Genomic DNA, 15,346 nt, shown 5'->3' with positions numbered 1-15,346 from the left:
TCACCTCGCCTGAATCAGGATAAGGGCCAGAGCGGCCATGACCGCCGCGCCGCCCAGCAGCCAGGGCACCCGTTCCATGCGCAGGCGGGCCATGACCGATTCTACCACGCCCACGATCACGGCCAGCAGCAGCACGGTGACGAGCCGCAGCCCGGCTTGTTGCCAGGCGGGCAGGGCAGGGATGAGCAGGCCCGCCGTCAGGGCGGCGAAAAACCAGAGCTTGAGGGCTGATCCGTAGAGGATGCAGGCCAGGTTGGGGCCGGAGTGGTCCAGCACCATGACTTCATGGATCATGGTCAGTTCCAGATGGGTGTTGGGGTCGTCCACCGGGATGCGGCAGTTCTCCACCAGCAGCAGGATGAAAAAGATGGCGGGCAACAGGAGCAGGGCTCCGTTGCCCCGGAGCCACGCGCTGGTGGTCTGCCCGCCGAACATGGCGGAGAGGGTAAAGGCCGTGTCCGTACCCCGGCCCAGGTCCAGACAAAGGCTGGTAAGGGCCATGAAGGCCAGAAACAGGACCGGTTCCGCTAAAGCGGAAAAGGTGGCTTCGCGGCTGGCGCCCATGCCCTCGAAGGCCGAGCCCGTGTCCAGGGCCGCCAGCATGAGGGCAAAGCGCCCCATGCCCAGCAGGTAGGCCGCCAGCAGCACGTCGCCCGTAAAGGCCAAGGGCGAGACCGCACCGCCCAGGGGCAGCAGGGCCAGAGCGCAGAGCGCGCCGGCCAGGCCAATGGCGGGTGCGGCGGCAAAAATCCAGGTGGTGGTGCGGCTGCGCGCCTCGCCCTTGCCCAGCAGTTTGGCCAGGTCGTAGTAGGTCTGCAGCAGGGGTTTGCCGTGGCGTCCGGCAAAGACGGCTTTGACCCGGTTGATGATGCCGGGCAGGAGCGGGGCCAGCAGCAGGGCCAGTGCAAACTGAAACAGATAGACTGCGGCGTTGTTCATGAACGCAGCCCCCAGACCAGCAGGGCCACCAGGGTGGCCAGAATATAAAGGATATAGAGGTGGATCTTGCCGTGCTGGATGACCTTGCAGGCATTGCACAGGCTTTCCACAGCTGTGAACAGAGGGGTGAACAGTCCGCTGCGCAGGCGGTCCGGCGCGCTGACATACAGCTCGCCCGTCTGTGGGAACAGGCCGGAATCCATCTCCAGGCGGGTTTTCAGGCCCATGACCGGAGCAAAAATTTTGGCCGTGGGTTCGGAAAAGCCCGCGTCGGTGTACTGGATGCGCGGCGATGCCCCCTGAAAGCCGCAGCCCCAGGTGGGCACGGCCTGCACCGGGCGTTTTTTGAGCAGCAAACGCCGCGCCAGCAACAGGAGCAGCGTCAGGGCCAGACCCGCGCCGCCCACCTGGGCCACGGCCGTCATACTCAAACGGGCCTGGGTCAGCCCGGCGCGGCCCGCATCCGCCAGGGACGCGGGCAGGGGCAGGGCGCTCTGGGCGGCTGCGGCGGCCAGGTCAAACAGCCACGGTCCGGCCAGTCCGCCGCCGAGGCAGAGCGCGGCGGGCAGGGCCAGGGGCCAGAGCGTCCGCCAGGAACACGGGTGGGCCGTGGCCGCAAAGGGCGAACGCGGCTCACCGAGAAAGGTGATGCCGTAAGCCTTGGCGTAGAGGGCCGCCGCCAGGCCGCTGATGGCCGCCAGTCCGGCCAGGGCCAGCAGCAGGCCCATCTGGCGTTCCACGCCCGACAGGGTGGGGGCGTCCAGCAGGGCCAGGGCCAGAGCTAATTCGCCCGTAAAGCCGTTCAGGGGCGGCAGGCAGGCAATGGCGGCCGCGCCTACGGCAAAAAAGGCCCCCAGCAACGGCAGCCGCCGTTGCAGACCGCCCAACAGGGGCATGCGCACCGTGCCCGTGGCGTGCAGCACTTCGCCCGCGCAGAGAAACAGCAGGCCCTTGAAGGCCGCGTGGTTGCACATGTGCAGCAGCGCGCCGCCGAAGCCCAGGACGGCGATCCAGGCATTGCCGTTGGCCTGTCCCACCAGCCCCGCGCCCAGGCCCAGGACCATGAGGCCTATGTTCTCCACGCTGGAATAGGCCAGCAGGCGCTTCAGGTTGCTTTGCGCGGCGGCCTTGAGAATGCCCATAAGCCCGGTGGAAAGGCCCAGCAGCAGCAGGGCCCAGCCCCACCATTCCGGAGCCGCGCCCGCCGGGGCCAGCAGGCCGAGCGTGCGGGTCAGGCCGTACAGTCCGGCGTTGATCATGGCCCCGGAAAGCAGGGCGGAAACGTGGCTCGGCGCGGCGGGGTGGGCTTCGGGCAGCCAGACGTGCAGGGGCGCAAGCCCGGCCTTGGCCCCGAAGCCGAGGACGGCCAGGATGAAGAGGGCCGTAAGCGTGCCCGTGCCGGTCGTGCCCAGCGTCAGGGGCAGCGCGCCGCCCGGCAGCAGGGTGGTTGCGCCCGTGGTCTGCCAGAGCAGGACGAAAAAGGCCAGCAGAGCCACGGCCCCCAGGTGGGCCGCCACCAGGTAGATCCAGGAGGCGTCGCGCACCCGGCTGTCGCCATCGTTGAAATCAATGAGAAAAAAGGGCGCGAGGGACATGATTTCCCACGAGGGCAAAAAAAGCACGGCGTCGCGTGCGGTCATGACCAGGGCCAGGCCCAGCAGCAGCAAGAGGAAGAAAAACCAGTGTGCGCCCAGGTTGTGACGTCTGGGATTCTCATGCCGCAGGGCCAGACCGCCGGCAACGGCGCAGACCATGCCCAGGCCGAAGACCGGCAGCAGGAACAGGCGGCTCAGGGCGTCCAGCCCCAGGTCGCACGCGCCCACGGGCAGCCCCATGGGCAGGCGCACGGCAAGGACGGAGCTCCACGGCCCGACAGCCACGGCGTAAAGCCCTGTAAGGCAGGCGGCGACGGCCCCGTATGGGCCCACCAGGTTGGCCGCGCGGCCAACGGCCCTGGAAGGACGGCACACGGCCAGCAAGGCGCAGAGGGCTGCGGCGGCCACAAGAATGCAGAGAGCCAGAATGAAAAGAAACATGTGGCGTGCGCCTAGGCTGCCGCGCGTCCCGGCCGCATCCGGAAGTGCGGGCGCGCGTCAGGACACGCCGGACCGTTCACGGCCGGAGCGTGTGTATGTGTGGACATGGTTCCCCCTCCCCAGACAGGCGTGGCCGCCCAAGGCAACCACAAAGCGGAGGCAGCATAGCCCTTATGTTCGGGCAAAGCAATGGCGGGAGGGCAGATAATTGCTGTGGTGCGGGGCGGGGGAGGCGTTCGGCCTGCCGCGCATATGGTTCGCTGCAGCGGAGGCCCGTCGGCGCTACAGGCCGTCCGGGAGCTTGGAGCGCATCATCTCTCTGCGGTCGAATTTTTGGCCGTCCGCCATAAACGTGCCGTCGCCCACGGCGTGGAGGGTGCGCTTTTCGTGGCGGGAGGCATCCAGATAGGCGGCAATGCCTTGCAGAATAAGGATATTGTGCTCTTCCAGCACGGCAGTGACACGGCATTCAATGTTGGCCAGGCACTCTTTAATCAAGGGGGCGCGCACCTGCGCAGCGGGCAGGGCGGTGAGCCCGAAGCGGGCAAACTTGTCCGTATTCCGCCCGGAGCAGGTGCCGATGCCCACCGCCGTGTTGAGCCGGTCCACGGTGGGGATGGCCAGCACGCATTGGCGGGTGGTGATGAGCGCCGCGTAGGAGTAGTTCCACGGGCCCGTGGCTATGGCGAAGCCGGCCGCGAAATCCAGAACCATGGTCCAGGTGATGGTCATGACGTTGTTTTTGCGGCCGTCGTAGGTGGTGACCAGGACGACCGGCCCCGGTTCCAGCAGCGTAAAGGCTTTGTGGAGCGGAAAAGGCTGCATGCGCGCCCTCCCGGATTTGCCGTGCCGTGTGTTGCGGCGCGAATCTGAAAAGAGCCTAGAGCAGTTAGCGAATGAAATGAGCTAACTGCTCTGCAAGAATTTTCTTGAAAATCCTTGCCACGAAATGCGAGAAGGCAGGCTTTTGCCTGCCGTAAGCGAGCATTTCAAGTGTTAAATATTCTAGCAGCCCGGCGGCAAGAGTTCAATGCGCGGCGAGGGGCGGGCGGCTGTGCCCGCAGGCGGCAGGGGGCCATATCCGTTTTGCCGCAAAGAAAAAGGGAGCGCCCAAGACCCCGGAGCACCTTGGGGTGCGCGGGGTCTTGGGCGTGTTTGCGTATTTTCTTGGGGAAAAGCGTTTGGCAAGTTTTTTGCGTTATTTTGTTATGCGGCGGCTGCGGCCTTGACGTCGCTCCTGTGGAAGAAAATGGCGATTATGGCCGCCATGATGTTGGAGCAGCACAGAAAGCCAAAGGCCACGTTGTAGTTCTGCACGCCGTCGGCAGCGGTGGTGATGAGCATGCCCACGACGATGGGGGCCAGGAAACCCGCCAGTTGCCCGGCGGTATTCACTATGCCCATGGCCCGGCCCGCAATTTCTTTGGGCACTTCCATCATGGGCAGGCTGAAGACCGAAGCCACGCAGCAGAAGCAGAAGTAGCCCGCAATGATATTGAAGGTCATGAGGGCGGTCACGCTTTCAGCCGTGAACATAAGGTAGAGAAACAGGGCCATGCACAACTGGGTGACGACGACATAGTGGAAGCGGTACTTTTTCAGCGCGCCGTCCATGAGGTAGCCGGAAACAATGGCGCCGATGAAGCCGGCGAAAAAAGGCAGAGAAGCGGCTATGCCCATCTGGCCCATGGCCAGACCACGGCTTTTGACCAGGTAGGTGGGCAGCCAGGACATGTAGCCCCAAGCCACGGTATTGCTGAAAAAGAGCAGAAGAAAGGACTTCCAGACCACAGGCGTGGTCAGCACCTGAAGAAAGGTCAGGTTTTTCTGTTCCACGCCGCCGGTTGCGGGTTCGTTTTCCAGCTCCTTGAGCTCTTCGGCGCTGACGCCCTTCTTTTCCTGCGGATTGTCATACAGGGTGAACCAGATCCAGACGCAGAGCAGAAAGCCCGGAATGCTCAGGTAGTGGAAAACGGCCCGCCAGCCCCAATAGGACATGATGGCCACCACAAAGAGGGGGGCCAGGGCGGGGCCCAGCGAGTTGGTGCTCATCATGATGGAATTGGCGCGTCCGCGCTCTGCGGCGGGCGTCCAGACGGCCAGGGACTTCCACGTGGCGGCGGGGCCGATGCCTTCGCCGATGCCGAAGCAGATGCGGATGATAATCAGGCCCAGCAGGCTGCCGGCATAGCCGGTAAACAGGGTGAAGAGAGACCACCAGGCAATGGCGAAGACAAGCACTTTGCGCGCGCCGAAGCGGTCGCTCAAGATGCCGCCGGGAATCTGGAACAAGGCATAGCCCGCGAAAAAGGCGCTCATGACCACGCCCATTTCACCGGCGGAAAGGTTAAATTCATCGGCAATGTAGGGTATGGCGGTGGACATGACCATACGGTCAAGATAGGAAACCAGCCAGACCATAAAAACCACAGACAGGGCCGTGTGCCTGTGCTTCCACGTAAACTTCATAGGGCCTCCCCCTCAGCTTGGTATGGGCCTGCCGTCGGCCCGCCCCATGTTTTTATCCGGCCGTTTCGGCAAGCCAGTCCAAAGCCACCTGCGCATACAGAGCCGCACCGTAAATCAGGCTTTCGTCATCCACATTGAAGGCCGGGTTGTGCCATGAGAATCTGATGCCTTTCTCCGGATTGCCGCTGCCAAACCAGACAAAGACGCCCGGCGTCTGGGCCATGTAGCAGGCAAAGTCCTCCCCGCCCATGCTGGGCGTGCAGGGCAGGATATTTTCTGCGCCGTAAACTTCCTTCATGGGGCCATTGCGCAGCCATTGGACGAGTTCCGGCGGGTTGTTCACATTGGGGACCAGTTCGTTGTAGTCAAAGTCGGCTTTGACGTTGTACGCGGCGGCAGTATGGTCAATAATGCGCCGCAGGCGGTCCCCAAGCTCGTGGAAAAGCTCCAGATCAAAACAGCGCACCGTCCCCTGCATGGTCACGGTATCGGGAATGACGTTGGCCACTGTGCCGCCGTGTATGCTGCCGATGGTGACCACCACCGCTTCGGTTGGGCGCATTTCGCGGCTGACCACCGTCTGCAGGGACGACACAATGGCGGCCGCGGCCACCACCGGGTCATGGGCCAGGTGGGGCACGGCCCCGTGCCCGCCCTTGCCGTGCACTGTGATGGAAATGAAGGCCGTGCAGGCCATGATGGGGCCGGGGGAAACAAGGCCCTTGCCCGCCGGGTATTCGCAGATGTTGTGCTGCCCGAAGATGAAATCCACATGGGGATTTTCAAGCACGCCCTTTTTGACCATAAGGGGGCCGCCGGTAAAAATCTCCTCGGCAGGCTGAAAGATAAACTTCACCGTGCCGGCCAGGTCGTTTTTGCGGGCGGCCAGCAGGCGGGCCGCGCCGAGCAGGGCGGCCATATGGCTGTCGTGGCCGCAGGCGTGCATGACGCCGGGATTTTCAGAAGCAAAAGGAACGCCGCTTTTTTCTTCAATGGGCAGGGCGTCGATGTCGGCCCGCAGGGCCACGCACTTGCCGGGCCTGGCGCCGCGCAGCAGCCCCACCACGCCGGTTTCGCCGCCCCAGTCCACTATTTCGACGCCCATGGCGGCCAGTTCTTTTTTCAGATAGTCCGTGGTCCAGAATTCCTTGAGGCTCAGTTCGGGGTGCCGGTGCAGGGTTTCACGCCACGTTGACAGTTGCTCCCTGATGGCCTCGGCTTCGCTGCGCATATGGTGCATGTTCTTCTCCTTTACTGGAGACAGTTCCATCCGGGCAGGGGGGGAACTGCCGGCAGCGCGCTGTACTGATAAAACGGCGTGATTATATACCACGCAAAAACGGATGACAATTGCCAATCCGCTTATTTTTTTGAATAAATAATAAGAAAACAAATTGTGGCGCGCAAAAAGCCCTGCGCCGCAGCCGGAACCATTGGCGGCCGCGGGGAGCAGTCCTGTTGAAGCCCCTTGCGTGCAGGAGAAATGCGTCTTATGTACCTGCCGCTTTACAAGGCCCTGTCTGCCGCTAAAACGGGGCGGGGGCAGCGCGCATGCGGATTTTGCCTGCCATAACGCAATAACCGCGAAGCGCAATCGCCATAAGAGCCATATGGCTTCAGCGCCGTTGTGGTATAGGGAAAGGATCGCGGGCGCCCCTCCGGCTTCAGGCAGAAGTTTGGGGGGCGTGCATTCCGGCGCTGCGGTTCGTCCGTTTTGGCACAGGATCCCGCATCTCCAAGAATACGCCGTAGGGCGTGAGAGGCACTGCCATGTGGCTCAAAACCAGACACGAATTCCCCCGGAAAGTAAAAAAACAGCAATACGCGGCTATGTCGGTATTTTTTTTAGTCGGTTTTTTCTATGCCGCCTGGGCCCCGCTTATTCCCTATGCCAGTGACAGGCTTTTTCTTGATGAGGCCTCATTAAGCATTATGCTCCTGTGCTTTGGGCTGGGGTCGATCATAACCATGCCCATTACCGGAGTGCTTGCCGGCAGGTTCAGTTGTCACAGGGTCATACTGGTTGCATCGGCGCTGCTGGCGGCAAGTTTTCCTCTGCTGGCCATTTTGGACCACTTTATCCTTATGTGCGTTGTGCTTCTGCTGTTCGGGGGCTGTGTGGGCGCTGTGGACGTGGCCGCAAACATTCAGGCCAGCATAGTCCAGAAAAAAAGCCATGTTGTGATGATGCCTGTTTTCCACGCATTTTACAGCATCGGCAGCCTGACTGGCTCCGGCTATCTGATTTTTCTGCTTTGGATCGGGCTTCCGGTAAGCTGGGCGGCTTTTTCATGCGTCCTGTTTATTGCCGCGCCGCTGCTGCTTTTTTCACACTCTTTCCTGCACCACATCCCCACCAGAGAAGAGCGGAAAACCGCGGTTTTTCCAAGAGGGATTGTTATCGTCCTGGGATTGATGTGCTTTATTGTTTACCTGGCGGAAGGAGTAATAGCCAACTGGAGCGCCTTGTACATGTTGCAGTATAAGGGCTTTGAAAAGTCGTATGCCGCTCTCGGCTACAGTGTGTTTGTTGCCGCTGTCGCCCTGGGCAGATTGTCCGGCGAAGGGCTGATCCGCACCCTGGGGGGTATCGGCAGGGCGGTGTTTATCGGCAGCGTCACCGCTGTGGGCGGCATGCTTTTGTTTATGGAAATTCTTCCGGGTTTCTGGGCAATGGCCGGCTATTTCCTTTTGGGATTTGGCGTGTCCAACATTGTGCCGATTATTTTTATTGCGGCCGGCAGCCAGCACAGGGTGCCCCTCAATGCCGCCATAGCCGCGGTCACCACTATAGGCTATTCCGGAACTGTGCTGGGCCCCGTTATTATCGGCCTTATCGCCCACGGCAGCTCCCTGCAAACGGCTTTTTGGTTCAATATCACGCTGTTGGTTCTTCTGGCCGGCATTGCAAGGGTTGTGTTTCGCCCCGTGTATGGCCTGGTCGGCCCGACAGGGAAATAAGGCGGGGCTACTGCGTTTTCCGAGAAAATGCACCCGCCTGCGCCAAGGGCTGCGCGTCCGGTTTTATCGGGGCAATTCCAGTCGCAGGCGCACAGGGGCTCTTCGCTGCGGCCCCCGCCAGCGTGCAGGACGCCCCTGGCGGAGTTATGGCGTTGTCCTGGTACTGCGCGCAGAATAGACGCTGACGCAAATTGTGGCCAGAAAAAAGGCCGCTGCCGCATAGCCTGTCGTGTGCAGGCCAAGAGTGTTAAACACAAAGCTGCCGATGAAGGCCCCGCCGCCAATGCCCACATTAAAAATGCCCGAATAGATGGACGTGGCGATGTCTGCGGAATGTGCTGCTATTTCAAGAATCTTGCTCTGAAACAAAAGCCCAAGCACAGCCATGCTTCCCCCCCAGAGGATGCATATGGGCACGATGGCCGCCAGATGCGCTATGGAGATATTGAGCGCCAGAAGGCAAAGAAAGATAGCCACTGACGGCAGAATAAACACCAGTTTGGTCTTCATGGCCGCCAGCCGCGTGGCGAACAGGCTGCCGCAAATGCCGGAAAGCCCCATCAGCAACAAAAACAGCGGCACGGCCTGGCCGGAGAAGCCGCCAATCTGGATCAGCAGAGGCGCAAGATAGGTATAGGCAAGAAAATAGCCCGTCACCGCCAGCAGGGTTTGCAGGTAAAGGAGTGCGAGCTCTTTGTTGCGAAACAAGCCGGGAACGCTTTTGAATGAGCCTGTATCTTTGGCGACAAGCGGCGGAAGCAGACGCCAGAGTATAAAGGCAATGCAGGCGGCCACAGCGCCAATAAGCAAAAAGGCCGCCCGCCAGCCAAAGTGCTGTCCGACAACGGTGCTGAGCGGAACCCCCATCACCGTGGCAAGCGAACTGCCTACGATGACAATGGCAAGGCCCCTGGCCTTCATCCCCTGCGGCGTAATGCGGACCACAATGGGGGTTGTTATGGACCAGAACACGGCGTGCGCATTGGCGATGCAAATGCGCGCGAGCATAAGGGTTGTGAAGTTGGGGGCCAGAGCGGAAAGCACATGCCCGGCTATGAACACGACAAACAGGCCAATAAGCAGCTTACGGCGCTCAACCCGTGCCGTAAGCGCGGTGAGCGGCAAGGAAAGCAGGGCCACGCTCCAGGCGTACATGGCGACCAGAAGCCCGGTAAAAGCCTCGGTTTCGCCAAGATCCTTGGCGATTTCCGGCAGCAGCCCAATGGGCAGAACCTCTGTGGTGACAAATATGAAGGCAGCCAGAGCCAGAGAAAAAACAGGCACCCAGAGGCGTCGGCCTTCCGGGGTTTTAATCGAAGTCATGATCTGATCCTTATCACGCGCAACAGTAATACCAGTGTCTCCCATACGCCTGCTTTCGGCGGAGCACAAGCCGGGCTGTTTGCGGCGGCACGGTTGGCGGGGGGGGGAACACCGGGCCCTGTCGGATCAAATCAAGACGGCCCCAACTCAAGGCTGCCTCATATAAAAATCGTGTTCTGCAGCCCGTGGTACAGGGGTGAGCCTTTTCGCACAGGGAAAGCGGCGGGGGCCTGGATTTTCGGCCCCCTGCCGCTTGTTTAGGAACGTTCTGTGGGCAGGGTCAGCGCACCAGCCCGGCCTTGACCGCAAAAGGATCCCAGGCCGGGTCTCGGTGCGCGTCGTACTCGGTGACCTGCTCCAGCCAGTCGCCCAAAAGCCGGCCATACAGACGGGAGATGACCGCCACGGTCATATCCATCCCGGCGGAGACGCCGGAAGAGCTCACCACCGTACCGTCATCCACCCACCGCGCCTGTTTGACCCAGTTCACCTTGGGGCCGGGCGCTGTAGAAGCCTTGAAGGCCATTTTGTTCGTTGTGGCCGGCCTGCCGTCCAGAATGCCCGCTGCAGCCAAAAGCGACGCGCCGTTGCACACGGACATGACGATCTTCGTCTTGGTCGCCTGGTCGCGCAGCCAATCCAGTGTTGCCGTGTCGCGAACCAAGGGCACTGCCCCGCTGCCGCCGGGCACCAGCAGATAGTCCAGCTTGGGCGAGTCGGCATAGCTGTAGTCGGCTACTGTTTTCGGCCCTTGGTTCGAGGGAATTTCTCCCCGCGTTGCCGCAATGGTTACCAGCCGTACACCCACACGCTTTTCTTCTCCACCCCAGAAACGGGCCGGGGCGTGCTTGAGGCTGCCCCACATTTCCATGGGGCCGTATGCGTCCAGCATTTCGAAGCCGGGGAAGAGGAGCACCCCGACAGTTATCTGCCGGGAGACGTGGCCTGGGTGGACTTCATACATGACCTGATCCTCTGGTTGGGGTGATGGCACTTGCGCCGGAACAGAGCGGGCGGATGCGAGCAGCATGAGCGCGAGCGCAAGGCACTGCAAAGAGATCTGTTTCATATGCCTATCCTAAGTGTTAACGCCATGTACCGGAACGGAATCTGCTCCGGTACTGGCCGGGGGTGATGCCAAAGCGGCGTGAAAATGTCAGGCGGAAGTGCTCGCCGGACTGGAAACCACACTCCCGGGCGATGGTTTTCAGTGCTTGCGTTGTTTCCTCCAGGCGTTTCACAGCTGCTTCAAGGCGAATATTTTCAATGAAATGGGCCGGAGTCTCGCCGGTTTCGCGTTTGAAGACCCTGGCGAAGTTGCGCGGGCTCATGGCCGCGTGTTTGGCTATGTCCTCATTGCGCAGCGGGCGCTGGTGGTTGTCGCGCAGCCATTGGATCGTCGAGGCCAGGGCGCCGCCCTCGTGGGTCTGCGCCAGCAGGGTTGTGCTGAACTGTGATTGCCCACCCGGACGCTTGAGGTAGAGCACCAGCACCCTGGCAACGTGCAGCGCCAAATCGCGGCCGCAGTCCTCCTCCAGCAGGGCTAATGCCAGATCAATGCCCGCCGTCACCCCGGCCGAGGTGTAGACGGAGCCGTCCTTCACATGCAGGGCGTCAGTCTGGACATCAATATTTGGAGAAAAGGCGCGGAGTTGCTCAAGCATGAGCCAGTGGGTGGTGGCCCGGCGGTTTTCCAGCAGCCCCGCGCGCGCCAGGATGAAGGCTCCGGTGCAGATGGAGCACACGCGCCGCACCAGAGGCGCAGCTTCGCGCAGCCAGTCCACCAGCGCCTGTGGCGCCTGCGTTGCCGCGGGGCCGCCAGCCACCAGCAAGGTATCAATGCCGCTGCACTGCCCCAATGCCGTATCCGTCAGCAGCCGCATGCCGGAGGCGGTCCGCACTACCGCGTCAGGGGTTTCGCCCGCGACCTGGATGCGGTAAAGTGGTTCTGTGCCGCCGGACTGCGCATGTAGGGCGTTGGCTGTGGAAAACACGCCCAGGGGCCCCGTGATGTCGAGGATTTCCGCTCCGTCATGGACAGCCATGACGACAAGGCGCGGGGCAGTTGGACCACAGGCGGTGGGGCGTTGTGCACATTTCATGGCCGTACCCTAGGCCAGGGCCCCCCGTGGCACAATGACATTGATAGTGATATTCCTGCCAATGTGGTCCCCAGTCTGCTTAGGGGGCAGGTGGACCACATCTAACCGCAACAATATTCTTTTCAGATCCAGGAGGTCATCGTGAAGATTTACGCCGTCAACGGTGGACCCAGAAAAAAACACAATACCGCAAAACTGTTGCAGGCTGCCCTTAGCGGCGCTGCCGCCGCGCCCTGCGCCGAGGCCGTGGAAACGGAGATGATTCACCTGTATGATCTGGATTTTCAGGGCTGTATGAGCTGTTTTGCCTGCAAGCGGCTGGGGGCAAAAAGCTATGGCCGTTGCGGCTTCAAGGACGCCCTTTCCCCTGTGCTGGAAAAACTTTCGCAGGCGGACGGCATCATTTTCGGCAGTCCCATTTACTTCGGCAACGTTACCGGCAAGCTGCGTTGCCTTCTGGAGCGGCTGCTGTTCGCCTATCTGGTGTACGACAAAGCCTACAGCACGTTGGCCCCCAAGCGCATGCCCACGGCCTTTTTGTATGACATGAACGTGAGCCGCGAGGAAATGGAGCAGTACGGCTATCGCAGCGGCCTTGAAAGAATGGAGATGTTTGTGGGGCGCATTTTCAGCCGGCCCGCAGTGCTGCACATCTGCAATACCTATCAGTTTGACGACTACAGCAAATACAGGGCCGAGCGGTTTTCAGAGCCGGAAAAAGCCGCCTGGCGCGACAGTCACTTTCCGCTGGATCTGGCGGAGGCCGGGCGCATGGGCGCGGCAATGGTCACGGGCGGCAGGCAGACGGTCTAACCTGATAAACAGGGGTATGCCCCTTGCTTTGCGGGAGATCCGTTTGACGTGGACATGTGTTGCTTGATACTATATAAAAAATATACAAATATATCCTTGACGAGGGTAGGAGCATGTCCGCAGCGCATTTGAATGGCATTCAAGAGGTCAAGAGTTCAATTCTCTTCAGCTCCACCATGTAGGTAATTAAAAACCCCGATCATCGCGAGATGGTCGGGGGTTTTTGCGTGGTTGGGACTTGTGATGGGAGTTGTCTTACCTGTTTGTGTCAAGCGGTTCCGCCAATTCATTATTCGAACGGGAGGGAGTTCTTTAATAATTTGTAAACTTAATCTCATGCGTTGTTCCATACATACTCAATATAAGCAATTTCAGCAGCTAGAAAGGCGTCTGTTGATTCATGAACCCCTTTAACTGGAAAAATTTTACCTTGATGCAAATCTAAAAATGCAAAATTTGTATTATCGGGGCAGCAATCTCCGAGAGTTTTTTGCAAAAGATGAGCTGCAATTTGTAATTTCCCTTTTGAAAGCGGCTCCTTATTCATGTGAAGTTTAATTACAATCATGTTCCCAGAATCCATCTGGAATGCTAGTTCTGGGTTAACTTTAATACCAATAACATTAGGCTTAAAATATCCTTTTGGAGGCGATATCCAAGACAAATTTTTATTTTTTTTCTTCCATGCAATTATATTTTTGCAGATTACTTCATAATTTCCCCATTTCTTTTTGTTTGCTGCTTGAATTTCTAGAGATACATCTTCAATGTTGCCTGAAGATTCGCATAGTTCAATAATTTTTTGACGTAATGGTTTATAATAATCCTTAGATGGGGAATATGCTCCCCTCGATTTGACATTTTGGATCTTCGAAAACTTTGTAACTCCAGCGCTTTGGACGATATTCATGAAATCCGTAAAAGTTATGTCAGCCATAACTGCTCCAATAATATTAGGGTATTAAGGAAATTCAAGATTAAGAATCACCAGCTTTTAATTAATTTTTACGCAAGATACAGAATCTTGACAAGGTAGTTTTTAAATAGGATGTTATAAAAAATAGGAATGGAGATTGTCATGAATATAAATTTTCAGGCATTTAAATGGAGATGTAACTGCTCGGCACTTCCAATGGAAAAGTTCTTGGCTGAAAATGCACTCCTAAATGGAATTAATCTCAACAACAGAATCCTTTATTATATTGAAGGAGATGATTTCTGGCGGGGTTTGGTGTTGACTGTTAAGAATATGAAAAAATTTACAAAAATTGTTAATTCAAGTGGTAAAATTCGGCTTGATATACATAAACTTGAAAAAAATGAGCACATTGCAGATTTTAATTTTTTTATAATTGACAAAAATACTGGTTGCGGAATGTATCAGCATTATCACAACTCATGCTCTTTAAATATTTTTAACGCTATTAATAAGGATAGATATTTAAAGATTAAAAATAAACTATATGAAGATGCTAAAATTCAATTAGAGAATGAGAATAAACCATTAAAGCAAATTAAGAATGATTTAAAAATTTTTAATGAAACTATTGAATGTAGTATAATTGAAAGAAATGGTAGTTTTGTCGAGAGAGTCGCATTGATGAAAAGCGCAAAAGAAGCAGAAATTGAATTCGAAATATTGGATACAACAAAAGATGAATTTGTCGCAATTATGCCTCATATGAGAAGACTTAAATATCAATTGTTTTTTAACAAAGAATCTCCAATGAATCTTTTAATCGAAGGGCTTACTCGGACATTTAAGGGGGCAAAACTGAAGAAAGCAAAGGTTGTTGGCATTGACGAACATGGAAACGATGCAGTGTATAAGCTTCTAAATGATTTTGATCGTTTTGGTTCTTTTGACTATGAAGCTATGGTTCCTGCATTAAGTCTAGATCAAGACAAAGTGAAAGAGTCAATAAATGAAAATTTAATTATATCAAAGCTTATTGAAGCTTATAACAGGGTTAAAACTATTCTAGTATGCTAAAAATTTTATATCGATACATAATATCAATAGCAATCCTAACGATTGGAATTATGCTTATTCCTACTTCCTGGTGTGATATTCACTACTTATTTAAATCCACTTTGCGAAGCACATTCTTTTCATCATTTTTAACTATGGGGAGTTTTACCCTATCCCTAATGACAATGTTTATGTTTTCATTGAAAGATAAGCTGTTTGACGATAAAAAATATGTTGAAGATATAGAAAAGACAAGCAAGGAATTAGGTCAAAAAATAAATAGGTATAATAGCCTAGTGATGATTTCGCAACTTTTTCTATTTTGTGTATTTTGTTGCTTTATTACTTCCCTTTTTCAAGTTTCCATAGGTCTAGTTGACAAAAAAGCGGCATCTGCATTGTGCATTGCGCTTGCGCTTTCAACAATTGGGTTAGCTTTATTTATCTTAATCAAAGTTTGGAAAAATCTTAAAATTTGGTTTAATATACTGAAGGATCAAGGAAATCAATAATACAAATTTTGCATTTTTAGATTTGCATCAAGGTAAAATTTTTCCAGTTAAAGGGGTTCATGAATCAACAGACGGTAATCCTCCCATTTTTAGGAGCACTTACAAGTAGAGCCTAAGACACCTGTGCGAGCTTCATGGCGGGAGTTATGCCGCCAATGCCCATGTTGGGGCGCTCGTTATTATAACTCCAGAGCCATTTGGTGGAAAAATCCTGTATTT

The 15,346-nt window shown here is 56.6% G+C and carries 13 protein-coding genes; 4 read left to right on the top strand and 9 right to left on the bottom strand.

What is annotated here, in order from left to right; genetic code table 11:
* From EB812_RS08685 to EB812_RS08665, 5 genes are all read right to left on the bottom strand, one after another.
* Complete coding sequence (locus EB812_RS08685; RefSeq protein WP_118230158.1) at nt 1-939, bottom strand: respiratory chain complex I subunit 1 family protein; 939 nt, start codon at nt 937-939, stop codon at nt 1-3.
* Entirely contained in the window at nt 936-2,975 is a 2,040-nt protein-coding gene (locus EB812_RS08680) for a proton-conducting transporter transmembrane domain-containing protein (protein ID WP_130958092.1), read from the bottom strand. The genes EB812_RS08685 and EB812_RS08680 overlap by 4 nt, the downstream gene beginning before the upstream one ends.
* Before the next feature lie 282 nt (nt 2,976-3,257).
* Nucleotides 3,258-3,800: a flavin reductase family protein gene (locus EB812_RS08675; protein WP_130958091.1), complete on the bottom strand. Its 543-nt coding sequence runs from the start codon at nt 3,798-3,800 to the stop codon at nt 3,258-3,260.
* A 381-nt stretch (nt 3,801-4,181) separates the two neighbouring features.
* Nucleotides 4,182-5,444: an MFS transporter gene (locus EB812_RS08670; RefSeq protein ID WP_130958090.1), complete on the bottom strand. Its 1,263-nt coding sequence runs from the start codon at nt 5,442-5,444 to the stop codon at nt 4,182-4,184.
* A 52-nt stretch (nt 5,445-5,496) separates the two neighbouring features.
* Nucleotides 5,497-6,684: a M20 metallopeptidase family protein gene (locus tag EB812_RS08665; RefSeq protein ID WP_165450929.1), complete on the bottom strand. Its 1,188-nt coding sequence runs from the start codon at nt 6,682-6,684 to the stop codon at nt 5,497-5,499.
* 530 nt (nt 6,685-7,214) lie between these two features.
* Here EB812_RS08665 and EB812_RS08660 point away from each other — a divergent pair.
* A complete protein-coding gene (locus EB812_RS08660) occupies nt 7,215-8,405 on the top strand; it encodes an MFS transporter (RefSeq protein ID WP_118230163.1) in 1,191 nt (396 codons plus the stop codon).
* 144 nt (nt 8,406-8,549) lie between these two features.
* Here EB812_RS08660 and EB812_RS08655 read toward each other — a convergent pair whose 3' ends face one another.
* The 3 genes from EB812_RS08655 to EB812_RS08645 all read right to left on the bottom strand — a co-directional run bounded on the left by EB812_RS08655 (nt 8,550) and on the right by EB812_RS08645 (nt 11,773).
* Entirely contained in the window at nt 8,550-9,728 is a 1,179-nt protein-coding gene (locus EB812_RS08655) for a sugar transporter (RefSeq protein WP_165450928.1), read from the bottom strand.
* Between the two features lie 280 nt (nt 9,729-10,008).
* Nucleotides 10,009-10,797 (bottom strand): DJ-1/PfpI family protein, encoded by a 789-nt coding sequence (locus EB812_RS08650; RefSeq protein ID WP_207287348.1) that lies wholly within the window; start codon nt 10,795-10,797, stop codon nt 10,009-10,011.
* Nucleotides 10,798-10,813: 16 nt separating this feature from the next.
* Nucleotides 10,814-11,773: a GlxA family transcriptional regulator gene (locus EB812_RS08645; protein ID WP_207287347.1), complete on the bottom strand. Its 960-nt coding sequence runs from the start codon at nt 11,771-11,773 to the stop codon at nt 10,814-10,816.
* 198 nt (nt 11,774-11,971) lie between these two features.
* Here EB812_RS08645 and EB812_RS08640 point away from each other — a divergent pair, with 198 nt between their 5' ends.
* Nucleotides 11,972-12,643 (top strand): flavodoxin family protein, encoded by a 672-nt coding sequence (locus tag EB812_RS08640; protein ID WP_118230167.1) that lies wholly within the window; start codon nt 11,972-11,974, stop codon nt 12,641-12,643.
* Between the two features lie 334 nt (nt 12,644-12,977).
* On the opposite strand, the gene EB812_RS08630 is transcribed toward EB812_RS08640, so the two are convergent.
* Nucleotides 12,978-13,580 (bottom strand): hypothetical protein, encoded by a 603-nt coding sequence (locus EB812_RS08630; protein WP_130958089.1) that lies wholly within the window; start codon nt 13,578-13,580, stop codon nt 12,978-12,980.
* A gap of 141 nt (nt 13,581-13,721) precedes the next feature.
* Between EB812_RS08630 and EB812_RS08625 the strand changes: the two genes are divergently transcribed.
* Both EB812_RS08625 and EB812_RS08620 read left to right on the top strand, forming a co-directional pair.
* Entirely contained in the window at nt 13,722-14,636 is a 915-nt protein-coding gene (locus EB812_RS08625) for a hypothetical protein (RefSeq protein ID WP_130958088.1), read from the top strand.
* A 50-nt stretch (nt 14,637-14,686) separates the two neighbouring features.
* Nucleotides 14,687-15,127 (top strand): hypothetical protein, encoded by a 441-nt coding sequence (locus EB812_RS08620; protein WP_130958087.1) that lies wholly within the window; start codon nt 14,687-14,689, stop codon nt 15,125-15,127.
* The last annotated feature ends 219 nt before the right edge of the window (nt 15,128-15,346 follow it).

The sequence above is a fragment of the Desulfovibrio legallii genome (assembly GCF_004309735.1).
Classification (GTDB): domain Bacteria; phylum Desulfobacterota; class Desulfovibrionia; order Desulfovibrionales; family Desulfovibrionaceae; genus Desulfovibrio; species Desulfovibrio legallii.
This window is presented reverse-complemented; position numbering and strand designations above follow the sequence as displayed.

Bases quoted from the DNA above. Each gene is read 5' to 3' on its own strand.
- EB812_RS08630 (WP_130958089.1), bottom strand. From the start codon at position 13,580: ATGGCTGACATAACTTTTACGGATTTCATGAATATCGTCCAAAGCGCT.
- EB812_RS08650 (WP_207287348.1), bottom strand. From the start codon at position 10,797: ATGAAACAGATCTCTTTGCAGTGCCTTGCGCTCGCGCTCATGCTGCTC.
- EB812_RS08655 (WP_165450928.1), bottom strand. From the start codon at position 9,728: ATGACTTCGATTAAAACCCCGGAAGGCCGACGCCTCTGGGTGCCTGTT.
- EB812_RS08680 (WP_130958092.1), bottom strand. From the start codon at position 2,975: ATGTTTCTTTTCATTCTGGCTCTCTGCATTCTTGTGGCCGCCGCAGCC.
- EB812_RS08685 (WP_118230158.1), bottom strand. From the start codon at position 939: ATGAACAACGCCGCAGTCTATCTGTTTCAGTTTGCACTGGCCCTGCTG.
- EB812_RS08660 (WP_118230163.1), top strand. From the start codon at position 7,215: ATGTGGCTCAAAACCAGACACGAATTCCCCCGGAAAGTAAAAAAACAG.
- EB812_RS08620 (WP_130958087.1), top strand. From the start codon at position 14,687: ATGCTTATTCCTACTTCCTGGTGTGATATTCACTACTTATTTAAATCC.
- EB812_RS08665 (WP_165450929.1), bottom strand. From the start codon at position 6,684: ATGCACCATATGCGCAGCGAAGCCGAGGCCATCAGGGAGCAACTGTCA.
- EB812_RS08625 (WP_130958088.1), top strand. From the start codon at position 13,722: ATGAATATAAATTTTCAGGCATTTAAATGGAGATGTAACTGCTCGGCA.
- EB812_RS08645 (WP_207287347.1), bottom strand. From the start codon at position 11,773: ATGGCTGTCCATGACGGAGCGGAAATCCTCGACATCACGGGGCCCCTG.
- EB812_RS08675 (WP_130958091.1), bottom strand. From the start codon at position 3,800: ATGCAGCCTTTTCCGCTCCACAAAGCCTTTACGCTGCTGGAACCGGGG.
- EB812_RS08670 (WP_130958090.1), bottom strand. From the start codon at position 5,444: ATGAAGTTTACGTGGAAGCACAGGCACACGGCCCTGTCTGTGGTTTTT.